16 protein-coding genes and 2 tRNA genes are annotated in these 14,005 nt (G+C 66.0%); 15 read left to right on the top strand and 3 right to left on the bottom strand.

Annotated elements, in window-relative coordinates; genetic code table 11:
* Positions 1-7: 7 nt before the first annotated feature.
* Genes thiL through HUJ28_01320 form a run of 4 tightly spaced genes read left to right on the top strand, consistent with a single transcriptional unit; the run spans position 8 to position 3,065 of the window.
* Positions 8-985 carry a thiamine-phosphate kinase gene (gene thiL / locus HUJ28_01335; GenBank protein MBD3618101.1) on the top strand — a complete coding sequence of 326 codons (978 nt, stop codon included), beginning with the start codon at positions 8-10 and terminating at the stop codon, positions 983-985.
* A complete protein-coding gene (locus HUJ28_01330) occupies positions 982-1,485 on the top strand; it encodes a phosphatidylglycerophosphatase A (protein ID MBD3618100.1) in 504 nt (167 codons plus the stop codon). Before thiL ends, HUJ28_01330 begins: the two co-directional genes overlap by 4 nt.
* Before the next feature lie 39 nt (positions 1,486-1,524).
* Positions 1,525-2,163 carry a TIGR02281 family clan AA aspartic protease gene (locus HUJ28_01325; GenBank protein MBD3618099.1) on the top strand — a complete coding sequence of 213 codons (639 nt, stop codon included), beginning with the start codon at positions 1,525-1,527 and terminating at the stop codon, positions 2,161-2,163.
* Between the two features lie 17 nt (positions 2,164-2,180).
* Positions 2,181-3,065: an FHA domain-containing protein gene (locus HUJ28_01320; GenBank protein MBD3618098.1), complete on the top strand. Its 885-nt coding sequence runs from the start codon at positions 2,181-2,183 to the stop codon at positions 3,063-3,065.
* A gap of 14 nt (positions 3,066-3,079) precedes the next feature.
* Here HUJ28_01320 and HUJ28_01315 read toward each other — a convergent pair whose 3' ends face one another.
* A complete protein-coding gene (locus HUJ28_01315) occupies positions 3,080-3,349 on the bottom strand; it encodes a hypothetical protein (GenBank protein ID MBD3618097.1) in 270 nt (89 codons plus the stop codon).
* Positions 3,346-4,101, bottom strand: a complete 756-nt coding sequence (locus HUJ28_01310) for a serine/threonine-protein phosphatase (protein ID MBD3618096.1) — start codon at positions 4,099-4,101, stop codon at positions 3,346-3,348. The genes HUJ28_01315 and HUJ28_01310 overlap by 4 nt, the downstream gene beginning before the upstream one ends.
* Before the next feature lie 125 nt (positions 4,102-4,226).
* Here HUJ28_01310 and gltX point away from each other — a divergent pair, with 125 nt between their 5' ends.
* The 5 genes from gltX to HUJ28_01285 all read left to right on the top strand — a co-directional run bounded on the left by gltX (position 4,227) and on the right by HUJ28_01285 (position 7,476).
* A complete protein-coding gene (gene gltX / locus HUJ28_01305; GenBank protein MBD3618095.1) occupies positions 4,227-5,654 on the top strand; it encodes a glutamate--tRNA ligase in 1,428 nt (475 codons plus the stop codon).
* Between the two features lie 39 nt (positions 5,655-5,693).
* Positions 5,694-5,769 (top strand) — tRNA-Ala (locus HUJ28_01300).
* 27 nt (positions 5,770-5,796) lie between these two features.
* Entirely contained in the window at positions 5,797-5,991 is a 195-nt protein-coding gene (locus HUJ28_01295) for a hypothetical protein (protein ID MBD3618094.1), read from the top strand.
* A gap of 27 nt (positions 5,992-6,018) precedes the next feature.
* A tRNA-Glu gene (locus tag HUJ28_01290) sits at positions 6,019-6,094 on the top strand.
* Between the two features lie 485 nt (positions 6,095-6,579).
* A complete protein-coding gene (locus HUJ28_01285) occupies positions 6,580-7,476 on the top strand; it encodes a patatin-like phospholipase family protein (GenBank protein MBD3618093.1) in 897 nt (298 codons plus the stop codon).
* Between the two features lie 24 nt (positions 7,477-7,500).
* Here the strand turns inward: HUJ28_01285 and HUJ28_01280 are convergent, their stop codons facing one another.
* Positions 7,501-8,439, bottom strand: a complete 939-nt coding sequence (locus tag HUJ28_01280; GenBank protein ID MBD3618092.1) for a LysR family transcriptional regulator — start codon at positions 8,437-8,439, stop codon at positions 7,501-7,503.
* Positions 8,440-8,553: 114 nt separating this feature from the next.
* Here HUJ28_01280 and HUJ28_01275 point away from each other — a divergent pair, with 114 nt between their 5' ends.
* From HUJ28_01275 to pgsA, 6 genes are all read left to right on the top strand, one after another.
* Positions 8,554-9,093 (top strand): cytochrome b, encoded by a 540-nt coding sequence (locus HUJ28_01275; GenBank protein ID MBD3618091.1) that lies wholly within the window; start codon positions 8,554-8,556, stop codon positions 9,091-9,093.
* Positions 9,094-9,134: 41 nt separating this feature from the next.
* The gene (locus HUJ28_01270) at positions 9,135-9,713 is read left to right on the top strand and encodes a YceI family protein (GenBank protein MBD3618090.1); all 579 of its coding nucleotides are present in this window, start codon (positions 9,135-9,137) and stop codon (positions 9,711-9,713) included.
* Positions 9,714-10,061: 348 nt separating this feature from the next.
* Entirely contained in the window at positions 10,062-10,712 is a 651-nt protein-coding gene (locus HUJ28_01265) for a response regulator (protein ID MBD3618089.1), read from the top strand.
* A gap of 93 nt (positions 10,713-10,805) precedes the next feature.
* Positions 10,806-11,447 carry a uracil-DNA glycosylase gene (locus HUJ28_01260; GenBank protein ID MBD3618088.1) on the top strand — a complete coding sequence of 214 codons (642 nt, stop codon included), beginning with the start codon at positions 10,806-10,808 and terminating at the stop codon, positions 11,445-11,447.
* On the top strand, positions 11,444-13,273 hold the full coding sequence (uvrC, locus tag HUJ28_01255) for an excinuclease ABC subunit UvrC (GenBank protein MBD3618087.1): 1,830 nt from the start codon (positions 11,444-11,446) through the stop codon (positions 13,271-13,273). Before HUJ28_01260 ends, uvrC begins: the two co-directional genes overlap by 4 nt.
* 18 nt (positions 13,274-13,291) lie before the next feature.
* Complete coding sequence (gene pgsA / locus HUJ28_01250; protein MBD3618086.1) at positions 13,292-13,870, top strand: CDP-diacylglycerol--glycerol-3-phosphate 3-phosphatidyltransferase; 579 nt, start codon at positions 13,292-13,294, stop codon at positions 13,868-13,870.
* The last annotated feature ends 135 nt before the right edge of the window (positions 13,871-14,005 follow it).

The raw sequence follows: 14,005 nt of genomic DNA, 5'->3' as shown, positions 1-14,005 counted from the left end.
CGGCGTCATGGCCTCCGAATTCGACCTCATCGACCGTTACTTCCGCCCCCTGGGGCAGGGGGCGGGCGTCTCGCTCGGCATCGGCGACGACACCGCCATCCTCGACCCCGGCCCCGGCTGCCAGCTGCTCGTCACCGTGGACACCCTGGTGGCGGGCGTGCACTTTCCCGACAGCGCAACCCCCCTCGACATCGGCTACAAGACCCTCGCGGTCAGCCTCAGTGACATCGCCGCCATGGGCGGCACCCCGCGCTGGGCCACCCTGGCCCTGACCCTGCCGTCGGCGGACGAGGCCTGGCTGGCCGCCTTTGCCCGGGGGCTCGCCGAGGCCTGCAGCGTCTACGACGTGAGCCTGGTGGGCGGGGACACCACCCGCGGCCCGCTGACCCTCAGCCTGCAGCTGCTCGGCGAGGTGGCGGCGGGCCAGGCCCTGCGACGGGAGGGCGCGCGCGCCGGCGACGGGATCTACGTCACCGGCACCCTCGGCGACGCCGGCCTGGGGCTTGCCTGCGAGCTCGAGGGGCTGGCGCTGCCGCCGGCCGATGCCGCCTATTGCCGCGGACGCCTGCATCGGCCCACGCCGCGCCTGTCCGTGGGGCAGGGGCTGCAGGGTATTGCCACGGCGGCCATCGATGTCTCCGACGGGCTGCTTGCCGACCTCGGCCACGTGCTCGAACGCAGTGGGGTGGGGGCCGAACTGCAGCGCGATGAGCTGCCGCTGTCGTCCGCCATGCGCGCGGCCATGACCGCCGGCCAGGCCGACTGGCGCCTGCCCCTGGCGGCCGGCGACGACTACGAGCTACTGTTCACGGCCCCCTCCGGCCAGGAGGCGGCGATTGCGCGGCTGGCCTCCGCGGCCGGCTGCCCCATTACCCGCATCGGCCGGATCACGCCCGGGACCGGTACCCGCGTGCTGGGCGCCGACGGGCAGCCCTGGCTGCCGGAGCGACGCGGTTACGATCACTTTGGGAACCCCCGCCCATGAAGCGCTATCCCCCCGTCACGCCGCGCGAGATATTCCGCGACCCGGTGCATCTTCTCGCCTTCGGCTTCGGCAGTGGCCTGATCCGGCCCGCCCCCGGTACCTGGGGGACGCTCGCGGCCGTCCCGCTCTACCTGCTCATGGAGCCGCTGCCGTGGTGGGGCTATCTCGCGGTGGTGTTGCTGGCGACGCTGCTGGGGTTGTGGTTGTGCGGCGAATCGGCGCGGCGCCTGGGCGTGCACGATCACCCGGGCATCGTCTGGGACGAGTTCGTCGGCCTGTGGATCACCCTGCTGGCCGCGCCGGCCGGGTGGACATGGCTGCTGCTGGGCTTTGTCCTGTTCCGGTTCTTCGACGCGGTCAAGCCCTGGCCCATACGCTGGTTCGACCGGCACGTGCACGGCGGGCTCGGCATCATGCTCGACGACGTGATCGCGGGACTCTTCTCCCTGGCCGGCCTGCAACTGGCCGCCTGGGGCTGGGCAAGTTATGCTGCGGGCTGATGGTGGCGGGATGCCGCGCGAAGCTGTGAGGAGAGGGGCATGAAACGTCTGTTGGTCCTGTTTGTCGGCATGATCCTGGTGCTGCCGCTGATGGCGGCCGACATCACGGTGGTGGGCCTGTTCCCGGGCAAGGCCGTGGTCAAGATCGATGGTGAGCGCATGGTGCTGTCCCGGGGCGAGACCAGTCCGCAGGGCGTGATGCTCGTCGATGCCGACAGTGAGAAGGCGGTGTTCGAGATCGACGGCAAACAGGTGGAATACCGGCTCGGTACCCATATCGGTGCCAATTACACGGCACCGGGACCGGGCAAGAAACATCAGATCTACCGTTCGACGCGCAACATGTTCGAGACGAACGGCTTCATCAACGGCACCATGGTCCACTTCCTGGTGGACACCGGGGCGAGTTCGGTGGCCATGAATTCCGGCCATGCCCGCAGCATCGGGCTGAACTACAAGTCGGGCCGCCAGATCGGTGTCTCCACGGCCAACGGCGTGACGACCGGTTACCAGGTCAAACTCGACCGGGTGAAGGTGGGCGACATCGAACTGACCAATGTCGACGCCATCGTGCTCGAGGGCGGCAGCCCCTCCGAGGTGCTGCTGGGGCTGTCCTTCCTGGACCGGCTGCACTGGAGCAAGTCCGATACCGTCATGGAACTCGAACGAAAGTACTGACCGGAGCCGGCCAACGCATGACCGTCGATCAGCTGGAAGGGGTTGTGATGTCCATCGATCTGCGTGAGCGGATCAGCGTCAACGATTCGGGCGTGGACCTTGCCAATGTCGGCGCGCAGGACGACCCCTGCGTGGAACGCGTGATGCAGACCGGTCGCCACCACGGCGGTCAGCCCTTGCGCATGGGCGGCAACACCCTCTTGATGCGTTTTCCCACACCGGACGAAGCGGTGCGTGCCGCCTGCGACATACAGGGCCTGTTCGAGACCTCGCTGGGCATCGGTCAGACACAGGTGATGTACCGCATGGGGATGCACTTTGGCGTCATCCCCCTGGGGGACGACCCCTTTGGCGCCCCCGTGTTCACCGGCGCCGCACAGATCGCCGCGCTGGCTGGTCGCAAGCAGATATTGCTCACCGAGGACACGGCCGAGCACCTGTCGCCCGTCTTTCGGCAGATGGTCTATGAGCTGCCCGAACGCCTGTCCCCGCAGGACGACCAGGCGGTCTACGAGCTGGTCTGCGACCAGAACGATTTCGGCAGCCTGGCCGATACGCACGAGCAGGGCGGGCTGGCCAGCGGGGTGTTGCGCCTGACGTATCGCGACCGCGACTGGCGTGTCTCGGCCAAGACCAGCGCCATGATCGCCGGGCGCAGCCCCCAGTCCGACATCATCGCCGAGGGAAATCTCGTCTCCCGCTTCCATGCGCGCTTCGAATACCGCCAGGGAAAGTTCGTGCTGGTCGATCAGAGCCGCAATGGCAGCTACGTGCGCTTCCAGAACGGCAAGGAGGTGTTCCTCAAGCATCAGGAGCTGGATCTCTGGGGCAGTGGCACCGTCTATCTCGGTGAGCGCAAGGCGGGCCCGGAGGGGCAGATCGGATTCGTCTGCGAGGCCTGAGCCGGGCAGGGCGTTCAGCGCAAGAGCAGTAGCAGCGAGATCAGTATCACGCCGGCGATGAGCAGCACCACCCAGCGGTTGCCCTGGCCCGGGGTGACCTCGGGCTGGCAGGACCGGCCGACGCGCCCCGGAGCGGCGGACGCGCGTAGCTCGCGCTCGATGCAGTTGAGCAGGCGCCGACGCTCGACCAGGTAGTCTTCCCGGCTGATTTCTTCGTTGGCATAACGGGTGGCCAGCGCCCGCAGGGGTGTCTGCCGGCGACGAATGACGAGCGGCGCATTCATGCCCCGGCTGCCTCGTCACGGCGATGAAAGTCGACCAGGATGCAGGTGATGTTGTCGCTGCCGCCGCCATCCAGTGCGGCCTGTCGCAGGCGGTGATTGCACTCGTGGATATCCGGAATGCGCATGAGTGACTCGATCCTTTTCTCGCTGACGTCCTTGTAGAGCCCGTCCGAGCACAGCAGGAAGCGGTCGCCGCTGGCGATCTCCACCTGTTCCAGGTCGAGCTTGAGATTGGCGTCGCCCCCCACTGCGCGCAGCACGATATTGGCCGAGGGGTGTGTCTCTGCCTCCTCTTCGCTGAGATGCCCGCGCTTGACCAGTTCGTGGACCATGGTGTGGTCCTCGGTGAGCCGTTCCAGCCGGTCCCGGTGCAGGCGGTAGATGCGACTGTCGCCGGCCCACATCAGGATGCCCAGTGGCGGGAACACGGTCAGCAGGGCCACGGTGGAGCCCATGATGTCCTTGCTCGAGGGGCGGTCGACGTGATGCAGCAGATCGGCGTTCGCCTCCAGGATCAGCGATTCCAGGGCGTCGATGCGTGCCGCCAGGCTGTCGGTGGCGCGAAAGCGGCGCAGGGAATCGACGATGGTCTGGCTGGCCACGTCGCCGGCCTTGTGCCCGCCCATGCCGTCGGCCACCGCCCAGACGCCCAGCTCGGCGTTCTCGAACAGGGCATCTTCGTTGAGCGCCCGTTTGCGGCCGGGGTCGGTGAAGGCGGAGGAGCGCCAGACCATGCGTTGGGTTGAGTTCATGTCGTCATCATCGCCGGGAATGGCGAAATGATAAAGCATCTGCCCCCGCTTGCCACTGTTGCGGTGCACCGGGGTGCGCCCCTCTGCTAAACTGCTGCTTCCCTGCAAACCCTGATCCCGAGACCATGAAAGTACGTACCCGTTTCGCCCCCAGCCCCACCGGCTACCTGCACATCGGCGGCGCCCGCACCGCGCTGTTCTCCTGGCTGTTCGCCCGCAAGCACGGTGGTGATTTCGTCCTGCGCATCGAGGACACCGATCTCGAACGTTCCACCCAGGAGTCGGTGAATGCCATTCTCGAGGGCATGACCTGGATGGGCCTGGAGTACGACGAGGGTCCGTTCTACCAGACCAAGCGCTTCGACCGGTACAAGGAGGTCATCCAGCAGCTGCTGGACCAGGGGGACGCCTATTACTGCTACTGCAGCAAGGAAGAGCTGGAGCAGATGCGCACCGAGCAGATGGCGCGCAAGGAAAAGCCGCGCTACGACGGCCGCTGCCGTGACCGTCAGACGCCGCGCGAAGGCGTGGAGCCGGTGGTGCGCTTCCGCAACCCGCAGGACGGGGAGGTGGCCTTCGACGACCTGATCCGCGGGCGCATCGCCTTCCAGAACAGGGAGCTGGACGATCTCATCATCGCCCGCGGCGACGGCACGCCCACCTACAACCTCACCGTGGTGGTCGACGACTGGGACATGGAGATCACCCACGTGATCCGCGGCGACGACCACATCAACAACACCCCGCGCCAGATCAACATCCTCAAGGCCCTGGGCGCCGAGCTGCCGCACTATGCCCACGTGCCGATGATCCTCGGCCCCGACGGCAAGCGCCTGTCCAAGCGGCATGGCGCGGTGAGCGTGATGCAGTATCGCGACGAGGGCTTTCTGCCCGAGGCGCTGATCAACTACCTGGTGCGTCTGGGCTGGTCCCATGGCGACCAGGAGGTGTTCACGCTGGACGAGATGATCGAGCTCTTCGATCTGAAGGACGTGAACCGCTCGGCTTCCACCTTCAATCCGGAAAAGCTGCTGTGGCTCAACCAGCAGTATCTGAAGAACAGCGACCCCGAGCATGTCGCCCGCCATCTCAGCTGGCACGTCGGCAACCTGGGGGTGGACCCCGCCGGTGAGCCGCCGCTGGCCGAGGTGGTGAAGTGCCAGGCCGAACGCTCGAAGACCCTGGTGGAGATGGCCGAGACCAGCCGCTTCTTCTGGGCGGATTTCGATGCCTACGACGAGAAGGCGGCGCAGAAGAACTTCAAGGGCGAGGCCCTGGCGGTGCTGCAGTCCCTCAGGGCCGGTTTCGAGGCCCTGGGCGAGTGGCGGGCCGAGCCGATCCACGGGGTGGTGATCGCCACCGGCGAGCAGCTCGACCTGAAACTGGGCAAGGTTGCACAGCCCCTGCGCGTGGCGGTGAGCGGTGGCGGCGTGTCGCCGCCGATCGACATCACCCTGGAATTGCTGGGTCGCGAACGCACCCTGGCGCGCCTCGCCAAGGCGATTGAATACGTTGAGAAAAATTCTGTAACGGATGGCCAGTCGGGTGCTTGACAAGGTCTGCGCACTGCCTTAAAGTGCGCGCTCCCGTGTGGGGCTATAGCTCAGCTGGGAGAGCGCTTGCATGGCATGCAAGAGGTCGGCGGTTCGATCCCGCCTAGCTCCACCAACTTTTTGGTTTTGATGGTGGTCGATGATGTTACGCTTCGGGCGTTTCGCCGTGATAGCCGGAATCATCATCACAGTACTGGGTATTGTCGTTGGATTCGGCTTCATGTTCACCGGATCCAGTGAACTGGCAAAACCCTTTCTCGCCACCATCCCGGTCGGGTTCCTGCTGACCTTCGCAGGGCTCACCACCACACTGTTGATAGGTACACCGCGCAAATAGGCCTGCGCGGGATACAAGCAGGACAGCGTCCCCATCGTCTAGAGGCCTAGGACACCGCCCTTTCACGGCGGTAACCGGGGTTCGAATCCCCGTGGGGACGCCATACTCAAAAAGCCGAGCCAACTGGTTCGGCTTTTTCTTTGCCCGAAAGAAAGCAGAACCACGGGGATGCGAACCCCAGGGTTCGACCCGGCGGCCGGGAGCCGCCGGGCACGCCGCGAAGCGGCAGCCCGCAGGGCGGGGTGCAGGGACGCACCCCGTCATCCCCGTGGGGACGCCATACTCAAAAAGCCGAGCCAACTGGTTCGGCTTTTTCTTTGCCCGAAAGAAAGCAGAACCACGGGGATGCGAACCCCAGGGTTCGACCCGGCGGCCGGGAGCCGCCGGGCACGCCGCGAAGCGGCAGCCCGCAGGGCGGGGTGCAGGGACGCACCCCGTCATCCCCGTGGGGACGCCATACTCAAAAAGCCGAGCCAACTGGTTCGGCTTTTTTTTGCCCGGAAAACAGCCGACGCCTTCGGGCCTGTTATTCGTGTGCGGGTCTGCGCTAGTCTGTTGCGCGGCATGTGCCGACAGCGGGACCAACCCATGAGCAAGCGAAAGACCAGACACGTCGCCCTGGCACTTGGCAGCGGCGGGGCCCGCGGGCTCGCGCAGATCGGCGTGATCCGCTGGCTGGAGGAGAACCGCGACTTCGACATCACCTCCATCGCCGGCTGTTCGATGGGGGCGGTGGTCGGCGGCATCTATGCGGCCGGCAAGCTCGATCTCTACGAGGACTGGGTCTGCTCCCTGACCCGGCGCGACGTGTTCAAGCTGCTGGACTTCGCCTTCAGCTGGTCGGGCCTGTTCAGCGGCGACCGCCTGATGAAGGAGCTGCGCGAGATGCTCGGCGAGGCAAACATCGAGGACCTGCCGATCGCCTTCACGGCCATTGCCACCGACCTGGAGAAGGGGCGGGAGGTCTGGCTCAGCCGCGGGTCATTGTTCGATGCGATACGCGCCTCCATGGCCATCCCCACCGTCTTCACCCCGGTGGTGATCGATGGGCGCACGCTGGTCGATGGCGGCCTGGTGAATCCCGTGCCCATCGCGCCCACGCTGCGTGAGCGCGGCGACCTCACCATCGCGGTCAGTCTCAGCGGTCGCGAGGAGGAGGGAATGGATGAGGACAGCACGGCCAGTTTCTCGGACGACACCCGGCCCGGCCCCTACCAGAAGGCCATCGGTGAGTTTATCGAGGGCATTCAGCAGAAGCTCGGCTTCGAGGGCAAGCAGCAGCCGTCCTATGACATGTTCGATCTCATCTCGCGCTCGCTCGAGACCATGCAGAACGGCATCACCCGTTTCCGCATGGCGGCCTACGATCCGCAGGGGCTGATCGAGATCCCGGTGAATGCCTGCGGCATCTTCGATTTTCATCGTGCGCGCGAGATGATCGATCTCGGTTACGAGCGCGCCGAGAAGGCACTGGCGCACCTCTAGCCCGAGCGGCGAGCGGGAGGCCTGCTAGTCCCCGTGGCCATCTTCCGCCTGGCCGATTTCCGTATCCCAGTAGGGTTCGCCCGCGAAGCGCTCGGCGAGGAAGTCGACGAAGGCGCGCACACGTGCCGAGAGGTGGCGGGTCTGCGGGTAGAGCGCGTAGGCATTGATCCGTGGCCAGCGCAGCCCGGTGAGGATGGGCTGCAGGCGCCCTGCGGCGATGTCGCGGTAGGCGATGAAGGTGGGGGTGAGCAGGATGCCCTGGCCGGCTGCTGCGGCCTCGCAGAGGAGGTCGCCGTTGTTCGCGGCCAGCCGTGGATGGATGCCCACGTGGCCAGGCCTGCCCGTTTCATCCTGGTAACGCCACAGGAAGGGGTCCGGCTGGTTGGTGTAGACCAGGCAGTCGTGATCGGCGAGCGCGTCCGGCGTGGCGGGCGTGCCGCGTTCGGCCAGGTAGCCCGGGCTGGCGCAGACCAGGGAGCGGACCGGGGCCAGCCGGCGGGCCATCAGGCTGGAGTCGGCCAGGTCGGCGATGCGCACCCCCACGTCCAGCCCCTCGGTCATGAGGTCGACCTGGCGGTCGTTGAGGTCGAGATCGAACTGCACGTCCGGATGCCTGCGCATGAACTCGATGATGGCGGGCTGCAGGTGCTGCAGGCCGAAGGAGAGGGGGGCGGCGACCCGTAGCCGGCCGGCCAGACGCCCCTGCTGGATGGAGACGGCCTCCTCGGCCTCGTTGACGTCCTCGAGGATGCGCCGGCAGCGCTCGTAATAGGCGCGGCCACTGTCGGTGAGTGCCAGTCGCCGGGTGGTGCGCCGGACCAGCTCCGCCCCCAGGTGGGCCTCGAGATCCCGCAGCCGCCGGCTGACCGCGGATTTTGCCACCCCCAGCCGGTCGGCCGCCCCGGAGACGCTGCCGGCCTCCACCACCTTGACGAAGCTGCGCATCGCCTCGAGCCGATCCATAATTGTTCTCTATAAAGCAACAGACTTTTCAAATACTAGGTATTTATATATCAATTCGCAACAGAGATACTGGGGCCATTGAAGACTGGGGAGTCGCCCCGAAGGGAGGTCCGTATGCAATGGCGCAACTCGACAGACGGCTATGGCCTGGTGGCCATCCTGCTGCACTGGCTGGTGGCGCTGGCCGTGATCGGCCTGTTCGCCCTGGGGCTGTGGATGGTGGAACTGACCTACTACGACGACTGGTATCGGACGGCGCCCTTCATCCACAAGTCGGTGGGCATCCTGCTGTTCCTCGCCGTGTTCCTGCGGCTGGTCTGGCGCCTCGTCAATCCCCACCCGACCCCGATCGGCAAGCCGCTGGAGCGCCGGCTCGCCCACGTGGTGCACCTGGCGTTGTACAGCCTGCTGTTCGCCATCATGTTCGCGGGCTACCTGATCTCCACGGCCGATGGCCGGCCGATCGAGGTGTTTGGCTGGTTCGAGGTCCCGGCCACGATCACGGGCATCGAGAACCAGGAGGACGTGGCGGGGGTCGTACACCTGTGGCTGGCCTGGGTACTCATCGGTCTGGTCGTGCTGCATGCCCTGGCGGCGCTCAAGCATCACTTTTTCAACAGGGACCGCACCCTGCGACGCATGCTGCGGCCCTGAGCTTCACAGCGGCTTCATTCACAACACCAAGGAGTAGACGCATGATACGTAAATCCCTGATTGGCGCTGTTCTTGCCCTCGCGGTGTCCGTGCCGGGCCTGGCCACGGCCGCCGACTACGTGATCGACACCAAGGGCGCGCATGCCTTCATCCAGTTCCGTATCCAGCACCTGGGCTACAGCTGGCTGTATGGCCGCTTCAACGACTTCGAGGGCGAGTTCTCCTATGACCCTTCGAGGCCCGAGGCGTCGAAGATCGACGTGACCATCGACGTGGCCAGCATCGACTCCAACCATGCCGAGCGCGACAAGCACCTGCGCGGCAAGGACTTCTTCGACGTGAGCAAGTACCCGACCGCGCGCTTCGTCAGCACCGCCTACAAGGACAACGGCGACGGCACCGGTGTGCTGACCGGCGACCTGACGCTGAAGGACGTGACCCGCGAAGTTCGCATCGACGTCACTCACGTCGGCGAGGGCGAGGACCCCTGGGGCGGCTATCGCACCGGCTTCCAGGGCAACACCAGCATCGCGCTGAAGGACTTCAACATCGACTATGAGCTGGGCCCGAAGTCGCGCGAGGCCGAGATCATTCTGTCGATCGAGGGCGTGCGCAAGTAAGCCACAGCGCGTCTGTCGCCAGCCACGACGGGGGCGGGGTATCGGCCGATACCCCGCCCTTTTTTGTTGATGCGTCCTGCCGGGCTGGCTCAAGTCGGCGGGTGAGCAGGCCCCGGGGTGTCGGGTGTCCTGAGAATGCCGCCGGCCTGCATTGTGCAGGAGGCTGCCGGGTGGACGGGTTTCCTCCCGACGGCTACCTGAAACCCGTCCGGCATGTAAAATGAGAACGGCCCGATGGGCTTGCGCCGTATCGGGTGGTTTGCCGGGCGCCACGCTTGAATCGTGGTATCGTGTGGCGGACATGGTTTTTCATACATAACGCCAAAGGCAGGTCTCAGGGAGTAGGTTATGATTGGCGTCCTCATCGTGGACGATCATGATCTCGTGCGCACCGGTATCCGTCGGCTGCTGGAGGATCGCAGGGACTCCGACGGGATCGAGGTCGTCGGCGAGGCCGACAGTGGCGAGGCGGCCATCGAGGCGGTGCGAGCGCTCAAGCCCGACGTCTTGCTCATGGACGTGAACATGCCGGGCATCGGCGGGCTGGAGGCGATCCGGCGCATCCTGCTGCACGAGGGCGCGCCGCGGATCATCGTCGTCACCGTCCATGCCGAGGGCCCGTTTCCGCGCCGCCTGCTGGAGGCGGGGGCATCGGGCTATCTCACCAAGGGCTGCCACATCGACGAGATGATCAAGGCCATCAAGAGCGTCCATGGTGGCGGCAAGCACATCAGCCCCGAGATCGCCCAGCAGCTGGCCCTGTCCATGCTGCCCGGGGCGGACGATTCTCCCTTCGACCGGCTCTCCCAGCGGGAGATGCAGATCCTGCTCATGATCACCCAGGGGCATCGCCCGCAGGTGATTTCCGACAAGCTCTGCCTTAGCCCCAAGACGGTGAGCACCTACAAGAGCCGCCTGCACGACAAGCTCAACGTGAAGAGCGACATCGAGATGATTCGACTGGCCATCCAGCACGGGCTCATCGAGCACGATGTCTGATCTTTTTTAATCAGATAGTTAAAATCGAAACCTCATCTGTTTTCTCGGGCGCTCGCAGGTGAGCGCCGCGCCCGCTTGGGATAGAATCGCCCCATGACATCCAGCTTCGATCCATCCTGCCGGCGCTGTCCGCGGCTCGCCGGCTTTCTGCGTGAGGTTCAGGCCAGGCACCCCGACTACCACTGCGCCCCGGTTGCCCCCTTCGGCGACGGGCGTGCGCGCCTGCTCATCGTCGGCCTGGCCCCGGGCATGCACGGCGCCAACGCGACCGGCCGCCCCTTTACCGGTGACTACGCCGGCATCCTGCTCTACGACACCCTGCACCGCTTCGGCTTCGGTTCGGCCCCCGAGTCGCGCGCAGCGGACGACGGCCTGCGGCTCATCGATTGCCGCATCACCAACGCGGTGAAGTGCCTCCCTCCCGAGAACAAGCCCACCACCGCCGAGATCCGCAGCTGCAACGACTACCTCGCTGCGGAGCTGGATACGCTGGCAACCGGGTCGGTGGTGCTGGCCCTGGGCACCATCGCCCACAATGCCGTGCTGCGCGCACTGGGGCTGAAGCAGGGCGGTTACCGCTTCGGGCATGGGGCGGAGCATGTGCTGCCAAACGGTCTGCAGCTCGTCGATTCCTACCACTGCAGTCGCTACAACACCCAGACCCGGCGTCTCACCGAGGACATGTTCCACGCTGTGTTTGCGCGTATCCGCGAGCTACTGCCCGCACGCCGATGAGCGCCCCGGCCGCCTTCGATCCCCAGGCCTTTCTGCGCCACCTGACCCATCGCCCCGGCGTCTACCGCATGATGGGCGAGGCGGGTCAGGTGCTTTACGTGGGCAAGGCCAAGGACCTGCGCAAGCGGGTGTCTTCCTATTTTCGCGAGTCGGCCCAGCTGAGCCCGCGCATCGCCTCCATGGTGCGCCAGGTCTGCAACATCGAGGTCACGGTCACCAATACCGAGGCCGAGGCGCTGCTGCTCGAGAACAACCTGATCAAGGAGCATCGCCCGCGCTACAACGTGCTGCTGCGCGACGACAAGAGCTATCCCTATATCTTCGTGGCCACCCAGGATGCCTTTCCGCGGCTTGGGTTCCACCGTGGCGCGCGGCGCCAGCCCGGGCGCTACTTCGGTCCCTATCCCAGTGCCGGGGCGGTGCGCGAGACGCTGAACCTGCTGCAGAAGCTGTTCCGCGTGCGCCAGTGCGAGGACAGCTTCTTCCGCAACCGCTCCCGTCCCTGCCTGCAATACCAGATCAAGCGTTGCACCGCGCCCTGCGTCGGCTACATCAGCGAAGCGCGGTATCACGAAGATATCGAGCACGCCATCCAGTTCCTGGAGGGCAAGAGCGAGAAGGTCATTGGTGACCTGGTGCGCCACATGGAGGAGGCCGCCGCGCGCCTGGACTATGAACAGGCGGCGCAGTATCGCGACCAGATCGAGGCCCTGCGCCAGATCTCGGAGAAGCAGTACGTATCGGGCGGGCAGGGGGACTTCGACATCCTGGCCTGCGAGATCCGCAGCGGGCTGGCCTGCGTGCAGGCCTTTTCCGTGCGTGGCGGGCACAACCTCGGCAACAAGAGCTTCTTCCCCAGCGCCACGGACGAGCTGGACGAGGGGCAGGTGCTGGCGGCCTTCATCGGCCAGTACTACCTCACGCGCGAGGTGCCGGGCGAGATCCTGGTCTCGCATGCCCCGGAGGATGGGGTCGTGCTGGAGGAGATGCTGGCCCTGCGCCGGGGGCGCAAGGTCACGATCTCGCACAGCCTGCGCGGTGATCGCGCGCGCTGGGTGGCACTCGCCCGGCGCAACGTCGCACATGCCCTGGATTCGCGCCTGGCCTCGCGGGCGGGCATGCAGCAGCGCTTCGAGGCCCTGCAGGAGGAGCTGGACCTGGATGGCATCCCGTCGCGACTGGAGTGTTTCGATATCAGTCACACCCAGGGCGAGGCCACCGTGGCATCCTGCGTGGTGTTCGATGGCGAGGGGCCGAAGAAGTCGGACTACCGCCGCTTCAATATCGAGGGCATCGAGCCCGGCGACGACTATGCCGCCATGCGCCAGGCGCTCACCCGGCGCTATCGCCGTCTGAAGGAAGGGGAGGCGCCCCTGCCGGACATCCTCTTCATCGACGGCGGCAAGGGCCAGGTGCGCCAGGCGCGGGAGGTGCTGGAGGAGCTGCAGATCACGGGCGTGAGCATCATCGGCGTGGCGAAGGGGGAGGGCCGCAAACCCGGTCTCGAGACCCTCGTATTGAGCGACTCCGCGGTGCCCACTATACTGCCGGCGAACTCCCCGGCACTGCATCTCGTGCAGCAGATCCGCGACGAGGCGCATCGCTTCGCCATCACGGGCCACCGCCAGCGTCGCGCGAAGGCGCGAACGACCTCGCCGCTGGAAGGCATCCCGGGGCTGGGGCCGAAGCGTCGCCAGACGCTGCTCAAGCACTTCGGTGGGCAGCGTGGCGTGAGCGCCGCCAGCGCCGAGGAACTGGCCAAGGTGCCGGGTATCAGCCATGAGCTGGCACGACGTATCTACGAGACCTTTCATTCACAGGACTGACCCGGACACCACGCCGCCATGGCCCGCATGAACATCCCGAATGCACTGACCTATCTGCGCATCGCCCTGATCCCGCTGATCGTGGTGGTATTCTACTTGCCCTGGGAATGGTCGGGTCCGGCCAGCGCGCTGATCTTCGCCCTGGGCGGGGTGACGGACTGGCTGGATGGCTACCTGGCCCGTCGCCTCGGCCAGGAGTCCCACTTTGGCGCCTTTCTCGATCCGGTGGCCGACAAGCTCACCGTGGCGGCGGTGCTGGTGATGGTGACGGAGCATAGCCACGCGGTGCATGGCAACTGGTCGGTCTGGCTGGCGGTGGCCGCCATCATCATCATCGGGCGCGAGATCGCCATCTCGGCCCTGCGTGAATGGATGGCCGAGATCGGCCAGCGGGCCCGGGTGGCCGTCTCCTACATCGGCAAGGTGAAGACCACGGCGCAGATGATCGCCCTGACCCTGCTGCTGTTCGAGTACCCGCTGTGGGGTATCCCGGTCTACGAGATCGGCCTGGCGGCGCTGTTCGTTGCCGCCGCACTCACGCTGTGGTCCATGCTGAGCTACCTGCGCGCGGCCGTCCGCAGCTTCGAGGCGAAGTAGCCTCGACGGGTTGCACAGTGATGTTGCAAAAGTGTTGACGAAGTCCGGGGTGGCCAGTATCATTCCGCCCCACTGACGCAGCGGGAATAGCTCAGTTGGTAGAGCACAACCTTGCCAAGGTTGGGGTCGCGAGTT

This window comes from Chromatiales bacterium (genome assembly GCA_014762505.1).
Taxonomy (GTDB): Bacteria; Pseudomonadota; Gammaproteobacteria; order SpSt-1174; family SpSt-1174; genus SpSt-1174.
The sequence above is the reverse complement of the archived record's forward strand: the minus strand, read 5'-3'. Positions and strand labels throughout refer to the sequence as shown.